This window comes from Haemophilus parainfluenzae, from assembly GCF_003252755.1.
Classification (GTDB): Bacteria; Pseudomonadota; Gammaproteobacteria; order Enterobacterales; family Pasteurellaceae; genus Haemophilus_D; species Haemophilus_D parainfluenzae_N.
Genome location: NZ_QEPT01000001.1, coordinates 149,220 through 170,785, shown reverse-complemented (window position 1 = coordinate 170,785; position 21,566 = coordinate 149,220). Strand labels below are relative to the sequence as shown.

Genomic DNA, 21,566 nt, shown 5'->3' with positions numbered 1-21,566 from the left:
AGAATAGACATTTATCCTCAACCCCGCATTTTATGGATCTTAATGTGGATGTTATTAACTTAAATTAAGAAGATTATTTATATGTCAGAATCTTTTGCTCAACTCTTTGAAGAATCATTAAAAGGCCTTGAAACCCGTCAAGGTTCAATCGTTAGCGGTACTGTTGTTGCTATTCAAAAAGGCTTTGTACTTGTTGATGCAGGCTTAAAATCTGAATCTGCAATTCCTGTTGCTGAATTCCAAAACGCTCAAGGTGAACTTGAAGTTAAAGTTGGCGACACAGTAAACGTAGCTTTAGATGCAGTTGAAGATGGTTACGGCGAAACTAAACTTTCTCGTGAGAAAGCTGTTCGTCACGAATCTTGGATTGAATTAGAAAAAGCTTACGAAGATAAAGCGACCGTTATCGGTTTAATCAACGGTAAAGTGAAAGGCGGTTTCACAGTTGAGTTAAACGGTGTTCGTGCATTCTTACCAGGTTCATTAGTTGACACTCGTCCAGCACGTGAAGCAGATCACTTACTTGGTAAAGAATTAGAATTCAAAGTAATCAAATTAGATCAAAAACGTAACAACGTTGTTGTTTCTCGTCGTGCAGTGATCGAATCTGAAAACAGCCAAGAACGTGAACAAATCCTTGAGAACCTAGCTGAAGGTTCAGAAGTTAAAGGTATCGTTAAAAACTTAACTGACTACGGTGCATTCGTAGATTTAGGTGGCGTTGACGGTTTATTACACATCACTGATATGGCTTGGAAACGTGTTAAACACCCAAGCGAAATCGTGAATGTAGGCGACGAAGTAACTGTTAAAGTATTAAAATTTGACAAAGATCGTACTCGCGTATCTTTAGGCTTAAAACAATTAGGTCAAGATCCTTGGGTTGCTATTGCTGAAAACCACCCAGTAAACAGCAAATTAACAGGTAAAGTAACTAACTTAACAGACTACGGCTGTTTCGTTGAAATCTTAGATGGTGTTGAAGGTTTAGTTCACGTTTCTGAAATGGATTGGACTAACAAAAACATCCACCCATCTAAAGTTGTAAGCCTTGGCGATACTGTTGAAGTAATGGTATTAGAAGTTGACGAAGAACGTCGTCGTATTTCTTTAGGTTTAAAACAATGCAAACCTAACCCATGGACTCAATTCGCTGAAACTCACAACAAAGGCGACAAAGTTACTGGTAAAATCAAATCAATCACTGATTTCGGTATCTTCATCGGTCTTGAAGGTGGTATCGACGGTTTAGTTCACTTATCTGACATTTCTTGGAATGTTGCAGGTGAAGAAGCAGTTCGTAACTACAAAAAAGGTGACGAAGTTTCTGCAGTAGTATTAGCAGTAGATGCAGTGAAAGAACGTATTTCTTTAGGTATCAAACAACTTGAAGATGATCCATTCAACAACTTCGTAGCTGTTAACAAGAAGGGCGCAGTAGTTTCTGCAACTGTTGTTGAAGCTGACGCTAAAGGTGCTAAAGTTGAATTAGCAGGTGGCGTTGAAGGTTATATCCGTGCAGCAGACTTAACAAATGAAGTTGCAGCAGGTGATGTAGTTGAAGCGAAATATACCGGTGTTGATCGTAAAGCACGTATCGTTCACTTATCTGTAAAAGCGAAAGATCAAGCTGAAGAAGCAGCTGCAGTTGCAAATGTGAATAACAAACAAGAAGATGTTGCTATTCCAAACGCAATGGCTGAAGCTTTCAAAGCGGCTAAAGGTGAATAATTAATTCACATCAATAAGGCTGGGTCATTGACTCAGCCTTATTACTACCAGCTATAATTAACAAGGATTTAGCGGTAATTTATTATGAACTAATGCATTACCTGTAAGTCTTAATAACAAGTTTAAGTATAAATTTAAAGGAGAGTTGACGATGACGAAATCTGAACTAATTGAAAATCTATCAACAAAGCACCCAACTTTATCCGCAAAAGAAGTAGAAGGTATTGTAAAGGATATTCTTGAACTCATTGCACAATCTTTAGAAGAGGGTAATCGTATTGAAGTTCGTGGTTTTGGTAGCTTCTCTTTACACCATCGTCAACCTCGAGTAGGTCGTAATCCTAAAACCGGTGATTCTGTAAAATTAGATGCTAAATCTGTACCGCACTTTAAAGCGGGTAAAGAATTAAAAGATCGCGTAAATGTTTTTGCTTAAACATTCAATCGATATCAATAAAACGACACTTAGGTGTCGTTTTTTATTACAAATTTTGGCATAATGAACCTATTCTTAACAAAGGAGATTGTGATGATTAAATATATTCTTGGGCTCATTATTGTATTGGCTATCGTACTTGTTGCGGTAACTATAGGAGCAAATAATGATCAAGTAATCACCTTTAACTACATTGTTGCTGAAAGCCAATTCCAACTTTCAACATTAGTTGCCATTTTATTTGGCTTTGGATTAATTTTAGGTTGGTTAATTACCGGATTCTTTTACTTAAAATTAAAATTCAAAAATATGTCGTTAGCGCGTCAAGTTAAACGTCAAACATTACAGATTAACGAATTAACGACTACTCGCGATAAGGCAGTATAATGCTCGAATTACTCTTTCTGCTTCTGCCAATAGCCGCCGCTTATGGTTGGTATATGGGGCATCGGAGTGCCAAGAAAGATCAGGAAGATATGAGTAATAAACTCTCCCGTGATTATGTCACGGGGGTCAATTTTTTGCTTTCTAATCAAACGGATAAAGCCGTTGATTTGTTTCTTGATATGTTGCAAAAACAAGAAACAGAAAATGAAATTGAAAGCAACTCTCAATTTGAAGCTGAGCTAACGCTCGGTAACCTTTTCCGTTCTCGAGGCGAAGTGGATCGTGCTTTAAGAATCCATCAAGCCCTTGATCGTAGTCCCAATTATTCTTTCGAACAAAAGTTATTAGCTAAACAGCAACTCGCTAAGGATTTCATGGCGGTGGGTTTTTATGACCGCGCTGAAGCGCTTTACATTATTATGGTAGATGAGCCAGAGTTTGCTGAAAATGCACTGCAACAGCTTTTGGTGATTTACCAAAAAACAAAAGAATGGAAAAAAGCCGTTAATATCGCAGAGAAGCTTGCCAAGATCTCACCTAAAGAAAATAATGTGGAATTAGCACAATGTTATTGTGAATATGCCTTAAGCGGTGAACTTGAAAGTACGGTTGAAAAACGCAGTATTTTACAAAAAGCGCTAAATGTATCTCCAACCAGTGTGAGAGCATCAATGCTGCTTGCTGATTTAAAAATGGCTAATAAAAACTATCGTCAAGCCATTCACTTTTTAGAGAATATTCTTGATCAAAATCCAATTTATATTGGTGAAGTGCTGAAAACGCTCAAATATTGTTATGATGAATTAGGAGAGAGAGATAACTTTGAGTTATTCTTGATTCGAGCAAGTCAGCAGATTAACAATACTAAAGTCGATTTAATGTTAGCAAGCGTGATTGAAGAGAAAGATGGCAAGAGTGCCGCACAATCAAAACTTTATCAACAACTTACTAAACATCCAAGTACATCTATTTTCCACCGCTTTATTCAATTCCAAATTGATGATGCAGAGGAAGGGCGAGGTAAAGAAAGCTTAATTTTGCTACATAAAATGGTCGGTGAGAGAATTAAGCAAAGCTTTGGTTATCGTTGCTCAAATTGCGGTTATCAAACCCATAAATTAATGTGGAATTGTCCTTCTTGCAAACAGTGGGAATCCATCAAACCAGAACATAATTAATTGACACAGTGAGGTAAAATTATGAATAGCAAAGTAATCGTTGCATTGGATTACGAAACGGAAGCACAAGCGCTATCCCTCGTGGATCAAATTGATCCAAGCTTATGCCGTTTAAAAGTGGGTAAAGAAATGTTTACTACACTAGGAACCAGTTTCGTTAAGCAATTGCACGAGCGTCAATTTGATGTTTTCCTCGATCTTAAATTTCATGATATTCCGAATACTGTGGCAAGAGCAGTGCGTTCTGCGGCTGATTTAGGGGTATGGATGGTTGATGTCCATGCTAGCGGTGGTCTGAAAATGATGGAAGAGGCGAAGAAAATTCTCGAGCCTTATGGAAAAGATGCGCCGTTATTAATCGCGGTAACCGTATTAACAAGTATGGAAGATTTAGATTTGTTGCAAATTGGTATTAATTCCTCGCCACTTGAACACGTTTTGCGTCTTGCAAATTTAACACAGCGTGCGGGATTAGATGGAGTTGTTTGTTCGCCACAAGAAGTGGAGATTTTACGTAATACTTGTGGTCCTGATTTTAAATTAGTCACCCCAGGGATTCGTCCAATTGGTAGTGATTTTGGTGATCAGCGTCGCGTCATGACACCAGCAGCAGCTATTCGTTCTGGTTCTGATTATTTAGTAATCGGTCGTCCAATTACTCAAGCTGAAAACCCAGCTGAAGTGCTTCGTTCAATTAATGCATCAATTGAGTAATATGACTGAGAGTACATTAGTTTATTCTACCGAAATTGGTCGAATTAAAGCGCAAAAAGAGCCGGTACAACGCCCTAAGGGTGATGGTGTGGTTCGCATCCAAAAACAGACCAGTGGTCGAAAAGGTGCGGGCGTCTCAGTGATTACTGGGCTAGATTTATCCGATGATGAATTAAAAAAATTAGCCACTGAACTTAAAAAACGTTGTGGTTGTGGTGGTTCAGTAAAAGACGGCAATATTGAGATTCAAGGCGAAAAACGTGATTTACTAAAACAACTTTTAGAACAAAAAGGGTTTAAAGTAAAATTAGCGGGTGGCTAAGATAAAACAAAAAATCCATCTTCAATTGAAGATGGATTTTTTTATGATTAACTTTCCATGAAGTCTGGTTGGTAAGCAAAGAAAATTGCACCCAAGAAACTTAATACAGCAAATACCAGAAATACATTATTTGGATTTGTAGCTTTGCGACTAAAATATTTAGCCGAGAAGAAGATATAAAGCACAAGCATGATGATTTTTATGACCAACCAGCTTTGTAGCTGATAACCGACCAAGAAGAAAATCGTTAAGCCGCTTGCAATTAAAAGTGTATCAACTAAGTGCGGTAAAATTTTTAGCAGTTTAATTGCTTGCCAATCTTTCCCACTTAATTGCATTCCCCCACGGATTATTAATAATCCTAAACTTAAAAATGCACAAACAATGTGCAAATAAACTAACATAATCACTCCAGATGTAAAAAGGAAAGTGCGGTCAAAAGTGACCGCACTTTAATTTCTTATTTTGCAATACGCTTATATTTAATACGATGTGGTTGTGTTGCGGCTTCACCTAAGGTTTTCTTTTTCCACTCTTCGTAGTCAGAGAAGTTACCTTCATAGAAAGTCACTTTACCTTCATCACCGTAATCTAAAATATGAGTTGCAATACGGTCTAAGAACCAACGGTCATGGGATATCACCATGGCACAGCCTGGGAATTCTAAGATCGCATTTTCTAACGCACGTAAAGTTTCAACGTCTAAGTCATTGGTCGGTTCGTCTAATAACAGTACGTTACCACCACGTTGTAGAAGTTTCGCTAAGTGTAAACGACCACGTTCACCACCTGATAATTCGCCCACACGTTTTTGTTGATCTACGCCTTTGAAGTTAAAGCGGCCAACATAGGCACGGCTTGGAATTTCAAAGTTACCAATAGTGAGAACATCTTGTCCATTAGACACTTCTTCCCAAACGGTTTTCTTGTCATCCATTGAATCACGGAATTGATCCACAGAAGCAAGTACAACAGTTTCACCCATTGTAATTGATCCGCTATCGGGTTGTTCTTGGCCTGAAAGCATACGGAATAGGGTCGATTTACCCGCACCATTTGGTCCAATAATACCCACGATAGCCCCTTTTGGAATGCTAAATGATAAATCATCAATTAAAGTACGGTCACCGTAAGATTTAGTGAGATGTTCTACCTCAATAACCTTATCACCTAAACGAGGACCAGGTGGAATAAAGAGTTCGTTGGTCTCGTTACGTTTTTGGTATTCGCCAGAGTTCAGCTCATCGAAGCGTGCCATACGAGCTTTGCTTTTCGCTTGACGACCTTTAGGGTTTTGGCGTACCCATTCTAATTCTTTCGCAATGGATTTTTGACGCGCATTTTCAGCCGCTTGTTCTTGCTCTAATCGTTTCTCTTTTTGCTCTAACCAAGAAGAGTAGTTACCTTCCCAAGGAATACCTTCACCACGGTCAAGCTCTAAGATCCAGCCAGCTACATTATCTAAGAAGTAACGGTCGTGGGTAATCGCCACAACAGTACCTTCGTAGTCATGTAAGAAGCGTTCTAACCATGCCACAGATTCCGCATCTAAGTGGTTGGTTGGCTCGTCTAATAAGAGCATGTCTGGTTTTTCGAGCAATAAACGACAAAGCGCCACACGACGACGTTCACCACCAGATAAATGTTCGATTTTGGCATCCCAATCTGGTAAACGTAATGCATCTGCTGCACGTTCTAATTGGTTATCTAAATTGTGACCATCGTGTGCTTGAATAATCGCTTCAAGGTTTGCTTGTTCTGCAGCTAGTTTATCGAAATCCGCATCAGGATCCGCATAAAGTGCATACACTTCATCTAAACGAGTCAGTGCATTTTTCACTTCTGAAACCGCTTCTTCTACCGCTTCACGCACAGTTTGTTGCGGATCAAGTTTTGGTTCCTGTGGAAGATAACCAATCTTAATACCTGGTTGTGGACGCGCTTCACCTTCGAACTCTTTATCCACGCCCGCCATAATGCGCAAAAGGGTTGATTTACCCGCACCATTTAAGCCGAGCACCCCGATTTTTGCACCAGGGAAGAAGCTTAAAGAAATATCTTTCAAAATATGGCGCTTCGGTGGCACGACTTTGCCGACACGATGCATCGTATATACAAATTGCGTTGACATAATTCTCTCGATGTTATGAATAAAAGTGCGGTTATTTTACTTGATGTTTAGGGAATAAGCTATTTGAAAGGCAAAAAAAACCACCCATATAGGGTGGTAGGAAAGTAGTTTAGCTATATTTATGATTATTTTATTTAGGAACTTTATGAATATCAAGCAATCACTTGACGAAACAGATAGTACATAAATTTCAGTTATAAGGGAAATGCGAATGAATCATTTTTTGATAAAAATCAATAAAATCATAGGATTTTTTACTTTTAGACTGATTTTTATTCGATTTTGATTGGGAACTGCTTGTGATAAAATCTGTCTATTCAATCATTTAGCCACTCTTTTTTCTTATTTATGTTTAAAAAATTACCTCTTGGATTATTGCTGATTTCGCCTTTTTCAGCGCTAGCGCATCCTCACGCATTCATCGATATGCAAACGAAACCCTTAGTGAAAGATAATCAATTAATTGGTTTCTCGACGCAGTGGTTACTTGATGAAGCCAGTTCTTCAGCTGTCCTGTATGATGTGAAACAGGCAAAAGGGGATAAGGCTGCCCAACAGAAATTAGTTGATGAAGTCATGGCGAACGTTGTGAATGAACATTACTTTAGTTATGTCTTTGATAAAGAAAATCATAAAATTAAATACACAAAACACCCTGAAAATTACGGTATGCGTGTGAAAGGGAACGAGGTGGAATATTATTTTGATTTTCTTTTAGCTCAGCCACAGGCCTTGCAAAATAATGAATTTACGCTGATGACTTATGACCGCACTTATTATGTGGCAATGCGGTATGCAGAAACTGGCAAAAGAGCGGTTGATTTTTCATCACTTCCTGCAAACTGCAAAGGCGAGGTGCTGGAACCTAATGTCGATGAAAAAATTCAATCTTACGCATCATCATTGGATAAATCGCAAAAAAATGAAGATGATTCTCTTGGTGTATTGTTTGCGCAGAAAGTAAAAATTAAGTGTGAATAAAAATGAAGTTAAAACTGACCGCACTTTTTATTGGTTTATTAGCGATTATCTTCGCATTATTACCTTGGTTGTTTGTGCAAGTTGCTGATTGGCAAAAAGCCTTTAATCAGTTGATTTCTGAAAATCTCCATCAGATTCAAGCACATTCATCAACGGCAAGATTGTGGTTGATTTTTGCCGCCTTTTCTTATGGTGTATTACATGCATTAGGGCCTGGGCATGGCAAATTTATTATTGCTAGTTATCTTTCTACGCACGAAAGCCAACTTAAAACCAGCGTACGCTTAAGTTTGCTTTCCTCTCTCATGCAAGGTTTTGTCGCAGTTGCAGCAACCTCCATTGTGGTGGTGATACTTAATCTTTCCTCTAAATATTTTAAACTTAGCCAGTTATGGCTGGAACGTAGCGCTCTAATTTTATTAGTGTTGTTAGGGATTTATTGGATTGCTCAAGGCTTGAAAGGTTTAAAGAAAAAACAATCTTTTCGTATTACATCGATCCAATCATTACCAAAACAGATTGGAACAGCTTCGCCTTTTCGATATGAGCAAGGAAAAGTAAGTCAGACACAGTGTAGTTGTGGGCATCAACATTTGCCCAATCATCAACAGCTTAAGCAGTCGGGAGATTTAAAATCTCAGTTATTAGTGATTTTGACTATTGGCATGCGACCATGCAGTGGGGCTATTTTCGTGCTCTTTCTTGCCTATATGCTAGATCTGTATTGGTGGGGAATTTTAGCTACGTTTGCCATGTCTTTGGGTACGGGATTAATGCTTTCGCTTTTTGCAGCGTTAGTACGCTATGCGAGAAATGTTGCGATTCGATTAGGCCATTGGTATGGTTTAGCGGGGTCTAATCAAAAAGGTGAGGAGGCCATGATCAAATGTATTGCGGGCGCAATTATGATCTTTTTTGCACTAAGCTTGTTATATAGCACGATGGAGGCTGTAACAGGTGGCGCAGCCTTGTTTGGTGGGTAAAGAAAAGGGCAGCGTTTGCTGCCCATTTATTTGAAAATAGATTATTCAACCCAAGTAACGATTTCTTCAATTGGTCTACGAGATTTTTTGGTAATGTCTCTCGCACGATAACCAAATGTTGCTGCCACAGATACGCCCCATTCATTTGGATCAAAGAGCCCTTCAGCGGCTAAAACTTCATTCATTTTATCGTAGTTAAAGCCTTCAATCGGGCAAGAATCTACACCAATAGCGGCAGCACCAGTTAGCATATTGGCTAATGCAATGTAGGTTTGTTTGCTTGTCCAGTCAAATAATGCACGCTCGCTTTCTGCGGTTTTCATTTCAACTTCTTGTAAGCCTTTATATTTTGCCAAGGCTTTTTCTAACTGCTCACCTTGTAAACCTCTACGCTCCGCTACATCACGGAAGAAAGGTGTATCATATCGCGCATTTTTCTTAGCAAGAATGATCACTAAATGGCTACAATCATCTAATTGATATTGCATACCCCAGCTAAAAGGTTTGAGTTTATCGCGTAATGCTTTATTTTGAATCACTAAGAACTTCCATGGCTCAGAGCCGACAGAGCTTGGTGATAAACGAGCAAATTCTAAAATTGCCGCGAAATCTTCTTGGCTAATTTTTTTATTCGGATCGTAATAACGTGTGGAGCAGCGATTTTCGAATACCTGAAGCATTTGTTCGCGTGTAATTTGACTCATGTTTTCTTCCTCTTAACATTATCTAATTTGTGATCTTTTGACCGCACTTTAGCGCTCTTTCCAATATCCAATCCACTCTTTGAGTAATTGCATATTTTTCGTAATGGCGCCACCTTGCGGAATAAAATGCATCATATTGAGTCCATAACTGTCAGGCGTAATGCCTTCACCTACACTCGCAGGTAACACATCAAAACCTTGTTGTTGGAACAATAATTTTGCACGCTGCATATGCCATTCATTAGTGACTAAAATAATTTTGTGAATAGCTTCTTTTTCCAACATTTGTTTGGTGAAAAGCGCATTTTCTTTAGTAGTAAGGGCTTTAGGTTCAATCCATTTGGTTGGCACATTAAAGAAGTTTTGGAGTTCTTTTGCAGCAATTTTTGCCTCAATAGCGCCTGTTGGACTCGCCCCTGTAATTAATAATGGCAAGTGTGTTTCTTTTTGCAAGAATGCGGCATAGCGTAAGCGTTCAAGTTGAATACCTGTTGAAGCTAATGGTGCATAAAGCTCTTTGCTATCACGTAAACCACCGCCAAGTAAAACGATCGCTTGAGCTTGTTGATAATCTTGCAGTGTTAAATGATCTTCAGTAATGAGACTGTCTTTAAGTACTTGAGCAGTGTAAGGAATGCTTAAAAGATAGAGTAGAGAGAAACCAAGTGCGGTCGAAATTCGGCTTAATTTTTTGAAATTGAATTTAGCTAGAATAAGTGAAAGTCCCCATAAAATTAAAATATTAAATGGGGGAAGAATCATGGCTGTAATCAGTTTTTTCAATTCAAACATTATTTATCCAATTCAACAAAATCTAGCTCTTTGGTCCATAATTTGGCATAGCTACTATTTTTACCATAAGAGTTATCGCAAACACGATTTGGAATTTCTAACAAGCAAGAGAAAATATGACCATGTAAGCGAGTTGTGGTGACTTTATCATTCGCTAAGAATACTTGTGCAACACGTTTTACAATGCGTAGAGTATAGGCATACCAGAATTGATGGCAAAGATCTTTCGGCCAACCCAGACCAAATTTATTGGCTATTTTACTCATTCGCCAGCTTAATGCTAAAACCACATCATCTTCTGTTGAAAGAATATCTTCCCAGTCTTTTACATTGCTGTTAGCAGACAGTTGAGCAAGGATATTTTTCTCGATATCACTCGCTTCAATATCTTTACGCAAGAAATAAAGTTGTTCGCCAGTTGTGCCTTGTTTCGTTTCCATGGTGCCATAAAGCTGATGCGCCATGTCCGGTGATAAATAAACATGATCAGAAAATTGGGCAAATAGATTCGCGGTTCTTTCGTCACGAGCCAGTAAATGACAATCACTGTGGCTACGGAAAAGTGCGGCTGATTTTTGCAGATTTTCTTCGTGTTTAAAATAAGCAGTTTGTGGCAGCACAATAATGCGATTATTCGGGAAATGCGTCACCATTTCTTCACGGATTTTTTGATGCTGCGGATAAAGATCACCAAAGTTACCGCCACCATGTAAAAGGATGGTGGTGTTTGGTGTAATTTTCGCTTTAACTTCTTCAAGATCTAAATCATATTCGCAACGTTTTAAGGTCACATTAATATGGTGATCTTTAAAAAATTGCTCGGTTCCGTGATAAATCAGCAAATCGCCCACGTTCAAATGAAGTGGGTAGTCGAAATAAAATACGTCGTTTTTATCTTTGATCAGTTCGACAATAGGATTCAGTTTGTTTTTTAAATCAATAAGGAGTTGATTCATTTTTTACTCTTTTCTTTAAATAGCTAAACAAGAAATTTTTTTCTGCTGTGTTTAATCCGAAGATTAAAATGACACAGATTAATACCATTTCTAAAATGATGGATTGTCCAATAAATTCCAATAAAGAATAGCTGCGGGTAGTATCGGATATATAGATGGTACCTAATAGCAGGCCAAACACCACGCCGACATTCACTAAATATGAGACAAATTCTTTGTGGTTAAATTTAATTTTTTTATTAATAAAATATAATCGATAGAGTTGTGAGATGACCATCGTACTAAATTTACCCACAAAGGCAAATACTGGATTATAACCTAGTGTGAACAAATAATAAGCCAAAGGCACCGTACAAAGATCGATTAATGCGACGATGATATTGTATTGTTTTACGGTGGATGTGCCAATGGCTAATGCACTCATCCAAAATGCCCCTGCCATTGCACTGATTAATAAGCAAGCAATAATAGCTTGTACGAGTTGCTCAGTATATTGCGGAAGATGATCACCTAGCCAAAATGTCAGTAAGGTATGGGTGAAATACAATACAGGGGCAGAGAGAATCGCCATTAAATAAAGTGAGTATTTTGAAATACCAAGAATTAATTGGCGATTGCGATCGTAATCTTTTGCCGCATAAGACTGAACCAACTGCGGATTAGCTGCCATTTGGAAATTATTCACAAAGCTGTAAACAGCACCTTCTACTTGTGTTGCAATGGCAACAGCGGCGTTGACTGCCACACCAAAGAATAAGTTTGATACCATATTCAAGCCTTGGGTCGAACCCACATAGGCAACTTGTCCCATGAGCATCCAACCGGAAAAACTCACCATTTCTTTGGTTTTGCTTAAATCTTTATATAAACGGAAATGCGCAGCCTCTTTGAAATAATATTTAGTGAATAACACATAAAGAGAGAGCACAATTAAGCTGACTGAAAGCAATAAGCAGCTATAAGTAACCAACTTATCGTAATGTGTGATATGACTTAAGATAAAGACAGAAGTCAGTTTTAAGATGGTTTCACCTAATCCCAACCAAGCATAGAATCCCATTTTCTCATGAGCAACAATCATGGCATTGAATGGCACCTTGATGATTTCAACGAGGGCAATAATTAACGCTAATTGGTAAACGATGTTCGCAGCTTGCAAGCGTTCAGTGGGAATCACCAATTTGTGATTTAAAAACCATAAACCGACGGTTTCAGCTAACACGAATACGATAAAAATAATGAGTAAGTGATTTAAGATGCTAATATTAAAGACTTTATTGACGCGTTGAATGTCATTCGAGGCTTTTTCTACGTTAATAAAACGTTGAGTAGTGGCGGTCATTGTGCCATTAAAAAAGGAAAACAAGACTACCACACCCATCACAATGTTGTAGATACCAAAATCTTCTACACCCAATACCTGTAATACCACACGAGAGATATACAGCATGGCCCCCATGTTGAAGAGCATTCGGATATAAAGAAATAGCGTATTTTTAGCAATGGTTTTATTTGACATTGTGAAAATGAAATTAGAAAAATTGGGGGAATTATAGGGGGGATTGGGGTGTGTAGCAAGCATTGTGCAAGTTCTAGGCAGTTGTATAAGACTACCAAAAAGAAAAGGCTAAATATAATTTAGCCTTTTGTTATTTAGACGATGCAGACAGCCAAATCCAATTGCTTGTTATGGAACTGATGCAATGTGCCACGATGGCCCACACTCAGAATGATCATATTGGGTAACCGTTCTTTAATCGTTTTATAAAGGATATACTCGGTTGGCTCATCAAGTGCTGATGTGGTTTCATCTAAAAAGACCACTTCAGGCTTCGTCAGTAAAATCCGAATAAATGCCACACGTTGTAATTCACCCGGTGACAAAATTGCTTGCCAATCATTATCCACATCAAGGCTGTGAAGATATTTATCCAAACAACAATCTGCCAGTATTTTTTCCAATTCAGGATGATAAGGATCAATATCTGGATAGCAAATCGCTTCACGTAACGTACCTTGTGGCATATAAGGGCGTTGCGGTAGGAACAAACTGGTCACACAAGGATGCTCCACCAGACCAACTGTTTCAAAAGGATAAATTCCTGCCATCGCTTTTAAGAGCGATGTTTTCCCAGTGCCAGATGGACCTTGAATTAATAAAGCATCACCATTTTTTAACTCAATATTTAAGTTATTAAGCAACAATCTGCCTTGGTCATCTTTAATACCAAAATTTGATAACGCTACACGGTTAGAACATTTCATGGGTTGATGAACCTCTGAATGATCTAATTCATCCAATTTAGTCATAAAACCATAAAGACGATTTAAGCGCGCTTGATAGAGCGTAAATTCTTCATAGAACAAACGGAAGAAAGAAAGTGCGGTCATTAATCGGTTAAATGCTTGCACAGTTTGGTGCATATCGCCCAGTTTAATTTGTCCGGTAAAAAAACGAGGGGCTTGTAGCATTAACGGTAAGAGTTTTGCAACGCGCGTGACACTTCCATTAAAGCCGTCTAATCCCAACATTCTTAATACAATTGCCCAACGGTTATGAATGATTTGAGCGAATTTGTTTTTCAATAAGTGTTGTTCTTGCAGTTCGCCTTGATAGAAAGCGATACTTTCCGCATTATCTCGCACTCGAATCAAAGAATAACGGTAGTCACCATTAAGTTTTTCTTTGTTAAAGTTCAACTTGATCAACGGGTGACCAATCCATACAGACATTAATGTTGCCAGGATAATAAAGGCGTAAATAAAGAAGACAACACCTTTTTCGATATTTAATCCGAAAAGACTTAACACGCCAGAAAGAGACCAAAGGATGATAGTAAATTCAATAGTGGTCAGAACAGAATTAATCATGCCACGTACAATAGTGACAGTGCTACTGATGAATTCACGAGCATCTTGTTCAATACGTTGGTCAATATTATCGGGTAGCTCTTTTTCGTATTTAAGACGATAGTATTTTTTATTTTCTAACCAGCGTTTAACAAGGACTTTATTTAAGCTTTCCAACCAACGAATTTCAAATACTTGCTGCAAGAAATAATCAGCGATGGAGTGGATAACTTGTACTAATACTAAGAGGGCATTCAGTTTTGCAAAGAACCAAAACTTATCCGCATCTAATTCCTGCATGGAGCTATAAAGCCCATTATAGAAAAAAGAGTTGAGCACGCTGAAGCGCACTTCTAGCAAAATCATCGTAAACAACACCAATAGCATAAGGATGATTTTGATGCTGTTACGACGATTAATCGAAGGGGATGCAATATGCCAAAACTTTTGACCAAATGAGGTTTGCTTTAGCGCTATCATTACCACGCTAAAGCATAAAACTACCCAGAAAAGTGCGGTCAAAATCCAGCTTAAACTTGAGTTAAGTTCAGTTTGCCAATTCATTGATTATCCATAAAGTAAAAAACGAAAAAAGGGCGAAATGATTCGCCCTCGTATTGTGCGCTCAATTAAAACTCAACTTTAGTGTTGAAGATAAATTCACGTCCATAACCTAATGCAACAGGAATTAAAGTATTTGTCGCAATACCAGAGGTAGATGGATAGTAAGTTTTATCTGTTAAGTTTTTACCGTTAAGTTGGAAAGAGACTTTTTTGCCAGAGATTTTGGTATCGTAAGCAATAAAGGCGTCATATACCACGGCATGAGGCAATTTGTATGCTTTTGTATAAGTATCGTTGTAAGCATACCATGAGCCTAAATAACGAGCCCCCCCACCAATACGGATGTTACCAAAATCAAATTCACCTACGTTATAAGCTAGGAACAGAGATGCTTGATGTTTTGGCACACCTGAAAGTTGTTTACCCACTGATTCTTTGGTTTTAGGATTATCATTTTCAAGTGATTTTACCTTAGTGTATGTATAGTTAGCTGCTACACTTAGGTTATCTGTAATTTGACCATTAAGATCAAATTCCATACCTCGAGAACGTTGTTTACCGACGATATTTAATTGTGCATTTGAACCTGAACCAACGGTTTCAGCCACATTACGTTTACTGATATTGAATAATGCAAGTGTCGCATTAAAGCCTGAGTTTTCGTATTTTGCACCAATTTCAAAAGATTTACCTTGTTCTGGTTTTAAATCTCCGCTAACAGGTGTTGCCACACTCATTTGTGGACGGAAAGACTCAGAGTAGTTTGCAAAGGTCGCAATATGTGGCGTAAATTTATATACGGCACCTAATTGATACAATAATTTACCATCGTGCTGATCGGTATTACCAGTTTTCGTGCCATTCAAACCGTGACGTCCTGCAAATTGATCAAAATACTCATAACGTAAACCGCCCGTCATAATAAAGTTATCTGTAAAGTAGGCGGTATCTTGAATATAAACACCAACAGTTTTGAGATAGTTATATTGGTAGGCATTGCCATTACCATTTTTATGTTTCGCAACAGGGTTGGTGTAGATTGGATTATCAATATTAATATCCGAATTTGTAATACCTTTGTTATAAATCGGTCCAAGATCACGAATATTACGCATTGCATCAATACCGGCTACAAATCGGTTAGCAATATCACCAATACCAAATTCACCGACAATATTTAATGTGCCACTATGAACACGCTGGTCACCTTGTTGCTGTTCAATCTCTCGGCGGGCTGTACGAGTTTTCACGTTAATATTTGTTATACGAGCTTGATCGTAGAAGTATTTGTAACGAGCATAGCTATAACCCGCATTTAATTTCCAACCGTCACTCAATTTGTGTTCAATTTTGAAATCAATGTTATCGGTTTTTGCTGTAGTTTCATTATTTGGTTCATCTAAACGACGTGATACAGGGATATCCGGTAATGCATTAGTTGCCGTTAAAAGATTTGTACCACGATCAAATGGCTCAAGAATATCTTTATGTTCATAAGAAAGAAGCACTTTAGTTTTATCATTTTCCCAAGAAAGTGATGGTGCGTAAGTGGTATTCTTCACTTTACCAAAATTACGCCAGTAGTCTTTTTCTTGTTTGTCATAGATAAAGCGGTAAGCAAAACCATTTCCTAAGCCACCAGTGAAATCTAACTGTGTTCCCCATAGGCTATGATTACCTAAAGTTCCTCCGATAACATAGCGTGGTGTTTGTTGTGGTTTTTTAGTAATGATATTAACCACACCACCTGGATCTTGAATACCATAAAGTACAGATGCAGGCCCTTTTAACACTTCAACGGTTTCAGTTGTCGCGCTAAAGTTTTTTGCTGGGCCAGCTTGTAAACCGTTACGCATAATTGAGTTGTCACGGTTTCCACCAAAACCACGTTTTTGGATGGCATCAAACATACCACCTAGCGTATTGGCTTGGCTTACACCACTGACGTTATAAAGCGCATCAATGAGTGATTCAGGTTTACGATCTTCTAATAATTTAGTCGAAAGGATATTGACAGTATTTGGCGTATCGAATACAGGCACTTCAGCTTTTGATACAACGGATGTCCCTGTTGTTTGATAACCATTTTGTTTAATACCTGTATCTTGAACATTAATTTGTTCAAGCGTTTCAGTGTTTGCTTTTACAGGTTGTTCAGTTTCCGCAAATGCCGAAACAGAAAAACTGGTTAAAAGTGCGGTTGAAATGAGGCTTAATTTAAAATTCATAATCGCTATCCCGATAGATAATAAAAGAGGCGCAAGTATAGCGAAAACGTTTTCGTCGATTAATGAAAATTATTTTCATTTGTGTGGTTGGTTTATTTAGAAAGTATTCATTCAAATTAAGAGGGGGATAAAAGGAAAAAATCCCAAGCTAAAAAGCTTGGGATTGTAATATGGTGCGACTAGCTGGACTCGAACCAGTGACCCCCACCATGTCAAGGTGGTGCTCTAACCAACTGAGCTATAGTCGCGTAAAAGATGTGGCAGATGATAAACAGTTTTAAGAATGAAAACAAGAGAATTTGTTTTAAGTTAAATTTAGCTGCTAAAAAAATAACCAAAAATTGATTTAAAAAGTCTCAGTAGTTATTTTGATTTTATGCAGGTTTAAGCGTATAATGCCCAGCGTTTTTTATCTCGGATTAGCCGAAATTTAAAAAAGCTTTAGTAAATTGTAACCATTTGTGGAGTTTAGATAATGTCTAGAAAATTAAGAAGAACAAAGATTGTATGTACAATGGGTCCTGCAACAGACCGCGATAACAATCTTGAAAAAATTATCGCAGCAGGCGCTAATGTTGTGCGTATGAACTTTTCTCACGGTACACCTGATGATCATATTGAGCGTGCTGAGCGTGTTCGTGCGATCGCGAAGAAATTAGGTAAAACCGTGGCAATTTTAGGTGACTTACAAGGTCCTAAAATTCGTGTTTCTACTTTTAAAGACGGCAAAATTTTCTTAAATGTTGGTGATAAATTTATTCTTGATGCGGAATTACCAAAAGGTGAAGGTAATCAAGAAGCCGTTGGTTTAGACTATAAAACACTTCCACAAGATGTTGTGCCAGGCGATATTCTTTTATTAGATGACGGCCGTGTTCAATTAAAAGTACTTTCTACTGAAGGTGCAAAAGTATTTACTGAAGTGACTGTTGGTGGTCCATTATCAAACAATAAAGGGATCAACAAATTAGGTGGTGGTTTATCTGCAGATGCATTAACTGAAAAAGATAAAGCAGATATCATCACTGCAGCTCGTATCGGTGTAGATTACTTAGCGGTATCTTTCCCACGTTCAAGTGCAGACTTGAACTATGCACGTGAGTTAGCAAAACAAGCTGGTTTAGATGCGAAAATCGTTGCTAAAGTTGAACGTGCTGAAACCGTAGTTGATGATGCATCAATGGACGATATCATTCTTGCTTCTGATGTAATTATGGTTGCACGTGGTGACTTAGGTGTTGAAATCGGTGACCCTGAATTAGTTGGCGTACAGAAAAAATTAATTCGTCGTTCACGTCAATTAAACCGTGCGGTAATTACTGCAACTCAAATGATGGAATCCATGATTAGTAACCCAATGCCAACTCGTGCAGAAGTAATGGACGTGGCAAATGCGGTATTAGATGGTACTGATGCGGTAATGCTTTCAGCAGAAACAGCAGCAGGTCAATATCCAGCTGAAACTGTAGCGACAATGGCGCGTGTATGTTTAGGTGCAGAAAAAATGCCTAGCATCAATGTTTCTCATCACCGTTTAGATCGTGAGTTCAGAGATATTGAAGAATCTGTAGCAATGTCTGCGATGTATGCTGCGAACCACTTAAGCGGTATTGCAGCAATCATTACATTAAGCCACTCCGGTCGTACACCATTATTAATGTCACGTATTAGCTCAGGTTTACCAATTTTTGCACTTTCACGTGTTCAAGAAACATTAAACCGTTGTGCATTATACCGCGGTGTAACACCAGTTCATTTTGATGGTGAATCTCGTAGCTCTGCAGGTGCAAAAGCCGCGATTAACCTATTAAAAGAAAAAGGTTATTTAGTTTCAGGTGATCTTGTTTTATTAACACAAGGTGATGAATCTGAAGGTACAACTAACGTATGTCGTACTTTAACGGTTGAATAATCAACATTCCTGAATGAAAAAGAGCGGTGGATTTTTCCACCGTTTTTTTTATGTCTAAAATATTGAAAATATTGACCGCACTTTTTTCTTAAAACCACCTCGTATTTGCGGTATCATAAGCACAGTTTTTTAGTTTAAATTGAAATCCTTATGGCATCACAACGACAAATCCAATCTTCCGATAAGAAAACTGAACAAGTTAGCATCCCACCTCATTCCACTGAAGCAGAACAAGCCGTTCTTGGCGGTATTATGTTGAGTAATCAGCATTGGGATGGCATTGCTGAAAGAGTCATTGCTGAGGATTTCTATACTTTTGCGCATAAAGCGATCTTCCAAACCATGGAAGAATTAATGCGTAATCAAACGCCGATTGATTTAATCACCCTTGATCAAGCTCTTAAAGCGAAAGGTATTAGCGATTCTGTAGGCGGTTTTGCTTATTTAGCGGATCTTTCTAATAACACCCCAAATGCTATTAACATTTTGGCTTATGCCGAAATCGTACGTGAAAAAGCGATTTTACGTGAGCTTATTGCCGTGGGAAATCGTATTGCAGAAAACAGTTATTCGCCCAAAGGCAAAGATATCAAAATGGTGCTGGATGAAGCTGAAAGGGAAGTCTTTGCGATCGCTGAAAAACGCAGTTCTTCAACGGAAGGACCACAAAATGTGATCAGCGTATTGGAAAGTACTATTGCTCGAATCGATACCTTAAGTAAGCTTGAAAATCATAGTGGTGTGACAGGGGTCACAACAGGCTTTGTTGACTTAGATAAGAAAACAGCAGGTTTACAGCCTTCGGATCTCATCATTGTTGCAGCGCGTCCTTCCATGGGTAAAACCACATTTGCAATGAACCTTTGTGAAAATGCGGCTATGGCAAGTGATAAGCCAGTATTAGTATTCAGTTTAGAGATGCCGGCAGAACAAATTATGATGCGTATGATTGCCTCTCTTGCTCGGGTAGATCAAACCAAAATTCGTACAGGTCAAAACTTGGATGAAACGGAATGGAGCAAAATTGCCAGTGTGTTTGGAATGTTTAAGCAAAAAAACAATCTTTATATTGATGACTCATCAGGTTTAACCCCAACAGAATTGCGTTCGCGTGCGCGTCGTGTATATCGTGAAAATGGAGGTTTGAGCATGATTATGGTGGATTACCTTCAATTAATGCGCGCGCCCGCATTTTCAGATAACCGTACCTTAGAGATTGCTGAGATTTCTCGTTCTTTAAAAGCATTAGCGAAAGAATTAGAAGTCCCGGTTATTGCGCTTTCCCAGCTTAACCGTACGTTGGAACAACGTGCAGATAAACGTCCGGTAAACTCAGACTTGCGTGAATCAGGCTCTATTGAGCAGGATGCTGACTTAATTATGTTTATTTATCGTGACGAAGTGTATAACGATAATTCTGAAGATAAAGGGGTTGCTGAAATTATTATTGGTAAACAACGTAACGGTCCGATTGGTCGTGTACGTTTAGCATTTAACGGTCAATTCTCACGCTTTGATAACCTTGCCGAACAGCGTGAATACAGAGATGATTATTAGGCAAGATAGAACGGATTAGAAAAATGAACGTAAAACCGGCAACAGCGAAAATTAGTTCGCTTGCCTTAAAACATAATTTACAAGTTATTAAAGAAAAGGCGCCACATAGCAAAATTATTGCCGTGGTAAAAGCAAATGCATATGGTCACGGGGTGGTATTTGTGTCATCTGCTTTAGAAAGCATGGTGGACTGCTTTGCCGTAGCGCGTTTAGAAGAGGCGTTATCGTTACGCTCTAACGGTATTATTAAACCGATCTTATTGCTAGAAGGCTTTTTTGATGAAAAAGATTTACCGATTATTGCGGTAAATAACATTGAAACGGTGGTACATAACCGTGAACAGCTTGAAGCATTAAAACGAGCTGTAGTACCAAGTCCAATCAAAGTCTGGTTGAAGATTGATACGGGGATGCACCGTTTAGGTGTATCGCTTGATGAAGTGGACTATTTTTATCAAGAGCTGAAAAAACTCCCTCAAATTCAACCGCACTTAGGTTTTGTGAGTCATTTTAGTCGAGCAGATGAATTAGATTCTGATTATACTCAAGTTCAGCTTGATCGTTTCCTTCAAGCGACAAAAGATAAAGGTGGAGAGCGAACCATTGCGGCATCGGGCGGGATTTTATTCTGGCCTGAAGCACATTTAGATTGTATTCGACCAGGGATTATTATGTACGGCATTTCACCAACGGATACTGTCGGCGCTGAATTTGGTTTAATTCCCGTGATGAATTTAACATCATCTTTGCTTGCTGTACGTGAACATAAAAAAGGTGAACCTGTTGGCTATGGTGGCATTTGGACCAGTCCGAAAGATACCAAAATTGGTATTGTCGCTATTGGATACGGTGATGGATATCCGCGTGATGTGCCGGAAGGTACGCCAGTTTATCTAAACGGTCGAATTGTTCCTATTGTCGGCCGCGTCTCAATGGATATGCTAACGGTAGACTTAGGTGCAGATAGCCAAGATAAAGTAGGTGATGAAGTAATTTTATGGGGTAAGGAATTACCAATTGAAACGGTAGCTAAATACAGTGGTATTTTAAGCTATGAATTGATTACAAAATTAACCCCTCGTGTTATAACAGAATATGTCGATTAATTGTTTTTGCAAGAAAGCAAAAATGTAAAGAATT

At 38.4% G+C, this 21,566-nt stretch carries 19 protein-coding genes and 1 tRNA gene; 11 read left to right on the top strand and 9 right to left on the bottom strand.

Annotated features, from left to right (window positions below):
- The first annotated feature begins 81 nt into the window (after positions 1–81).
- From rpsA to yciH, 6 genes are all read left to right on the top strand, one after another.
- Entirely contained in the window at positions 82–1,731 is a 1,650-nt protein-coding gene (gene rpsA, locus DPV95_RS00785) for a 30S ribosomal protein S1 (RefSeq protein ID WP_005699413.1), read from the top strand.
- A 145-nt stretch (positions 1,732–1,876) separates the two neighbouring features.
- The gene (locus DPV95_RS00780) at positions 1,877–2,167 is read left to right on the top strand and encodes an integration host factor subunit beta (RefSeq protein ID WP_279386107.1); all 291 of its coding nucleotides are present in this window, start codon (positions 1,877–1,879) and stop codon (positions 2,165–2,167) included.
- A gap of 93 nt (positions 2,168–2,260) precedes the next feature.
- On the top strand, positions 2,261–2,554 hold the full coding sequence (locus DPV95_RS00775; RefSeq protein WP_005699471.1) for a LapA family protein: 294 nt from the start codon (positions 2,261–2,263) through the stop codon (positions 2,552–2,554).
- Positions 2,554–3,732, top strand: a complete 1,179-nt coding sequence (gene lapB, locus DPV95_RS00770; protein ID WP_111406449.1) for a lipopolysaccharide assembly protein LapB — start codon at positions 2,554–2,556, stop codon at positions 3,730–3,732. The genes DPV95_RS00775 and lapB overlap by 1 nt, the downstream gene beginning before the upstream one ends.
- A gap of 21 nt (positions 3,733–3,753) precedes the next feature.
- Positions 3,754–4,446, top strand: a complete 693-nt coding sequence (gene pyrF / locus DPV95_RS00765; RefSeq protein WP_049371159.1) for an orotidine-5'-phosphate decarboxylase — start codon at positions 3,754–3,756, stop codon at positions 4,444–4,446.
- Between the two features lies 1 nt (position 4,447).
- On the top strand, positions 4,448–4,768 hold the full coding sequence (gene yciH / locus DPV95_RS00760) for a stress response translation initiation inhibitor YciH (protein ID WP_049371157.1): 321 nt from the start codon (positions 4,448–4,450) through the stop codon (positions 4,766–4,768).
- A gap of 47 nt (positions 4,769–4,815) precedes the next feature.
- On the opposite strand, the gene DPV95_RS00755 is transcribed toward yciH, so the two are convergent.
- Together DPV95_RS00755 and ettA are read right to left on the bottom strand one after the other, a co-directional pair.
- A complete protein-coding gene (locus DPV95_RS00755; RefSeq protein WP_165818914.1) occupies positions 4,816–5,172 on the bottom strand; it encodes a SirB2 family protein in 357 nt (118 codons plus the stop codon).
- Between the two features lie 56 nt (positions 5,173–5,228).
- The gene (gene ettA, locus DPV95_RS00750) at positions 5,229–6,899 is read right to left on the bottom strand and encodes an energy-dependent translational throttle protein EttA (RefSeq protein WP_049371154.1); all 1,671 of its coding nucleotides are present in this window, start codon (positions 6,897–6,899) and stop codon (positions 5,229–5,231) included.
- 348 nt (positions 6,900–7,247) lie between these two features.
- Between ettA and zevA the strand changes: the two genes are divergently transcribed.
- Entirely contained in the window at positions 7,248–7,880 is a 633-nt protein-coding gene (gene zevA, locus DPV95_RS00745) for a zinc transporter binding subunit ZevA (protein WP_111406447.1), read from the top strand.
- A 2-nt stretch (positions 7,881–7,882) separates the two neighbouring features.
- Positions 7,883–8,863, top strand: coding sequence for a zinc transporter permease subunit ZevB (gene zevB, locus DPV95_RS00740; protein WP_111406446.1), 981 nt, complete (start codon positions 7,883–7,885; stop codon positions 8,861–8,863).
- Positions 8,864–8,904: 41 nt separating this feature from the next.
- On the opposite strand, the gene DPV95_RS00735 is transcribed toward zevB, so the two are convergent.
- From DPV95_RS00735 to DPV95_RS00705, 7 genes are all read right to left on the bottom strand, one after another.
- Complete coding sequence (locus DPV95_RS00735; RefSeq protein ID WP_049366899.1) at positions 8,905–9,567, bottom strand: NAD(P)H-dependent oxidoreductase; 663 nt, start codon at positions 9,565–9,567, stop codon at positions 8,905–8,907.
- A 48-nt stretch (positions 9,568–9,615) separates the two neighbouring features.
- Positions 9,616–10,359: a YdcF family protein gene (locus DPV95_RS00730; protein ID WP_049366900.1), complete on the bottom strand. Its 744-nt coding sequence runs from the start codon at positions 10,357–10,359 to the stop codon at positions 9,616–9,618.
- Positions 10,359–11,315 carry a polysaccharide pyruvyl transferase family protein gene (locus tag DPV95_RS00725; RefSeq protein WP_111406445.1) on the bottom strand — a complete coding sequence of 319 codons (957 nt, stop codon included), beginning with the start codon at positions 11,313–11,315 and terminating at the stop codon, positions 10,359–10,361. Before DPV95_RS00725 ends, DPV95_RS00730 begins: the two co-directional genes overlap by 1 nt.
- Positions 11,296–12,834, bottom strand: a complete 1,539-nt coding sequence (locus DPV95_RS00720) for a lipopolysaccharide biosynthesis protein (protein WP_111406444.1) — start codon at positions 12,832–12,834, stop codon at positions 11,296–11,298. The genes DPV95_RS00725 and DPV95_RS00720 overlap by 20 nt, the downstream gene beginning before the upstream one ends.
- A 134-nt stretch (positions 12,835–12,968) precedes the next feature.
- Entirely contained in the window at positions 12,969–14,729 is a 1,761-nt protein-coding gene (locus tag DPV95_RS00715; RefSeq protein WP_049384245.1) for an ABC transporter ATP-binding protein/permease, read from the bottom strand.
- Between the two features lie 65 nt (positions 14,730–14,794).
- On the bottom strand, positions 14,795–16,957 hold the full coding sequence (locus DPV95_RS00710; RefSeq protein WP_111406443.1) for a TonB-dependent siderophore receptor: 2,163 nt from the start codon (positions 16,955–16,957) through the stop codon (positions 14,795–14,797).
- Between the two features lie 171 nt (positions 16,958–17,128).
- Positions 17,129–17,205, bottom strand: a tRNA-Val gene (locus tag DPV95_RS00705).
- 227 nt (positions 17,206–17,432) lie between these two features.
- Between DPV95_RS00705 and pyk the strand changes: the two genes are divergently transcribed.
- The 3 genes from pyk (at position 17,433) to alr (ending at position 21,532) form a co-directional block, all read left to right on the top strand.
- Positions 17,433–18,869 (top strand): pyruvate kinase, encoded by a 1,437-nt coding sequence (gene pyk, locus DPV95_RS00700; RefSeq protein ID WP_070867947.1) that lies wholly within the window; start codon positions 17,433–17,435, stop codon positions 18,867–18,869.
- Between the two features lie 150 nt (positions 18,870–19,019).
- Positions 19,020–20,426, top strand: coding sequence for a replicative DNA helicase (locus DPV95_RS00695; protein ID WP_049366909.1), 1,407 nt, complete (start codon positions 19,020–19,022; stop codon positions 20,424–20,426).
- A 23-nt stretch (positions 20,427–20,449) separates the two neighbouring features.
- On the top strand, positions 20,450–21,532 hold the full coding sequence (alr, locus tag DPV95_RS00690) for an alanine racemase (protein ID WP_111406442.1): 1,083 nt from the start codon (positions 20,450–20,452) through the stop codon (positions 21,530–21,532).
- Positions 21,533–21,566: the final 34 nt, after the last annotated feature.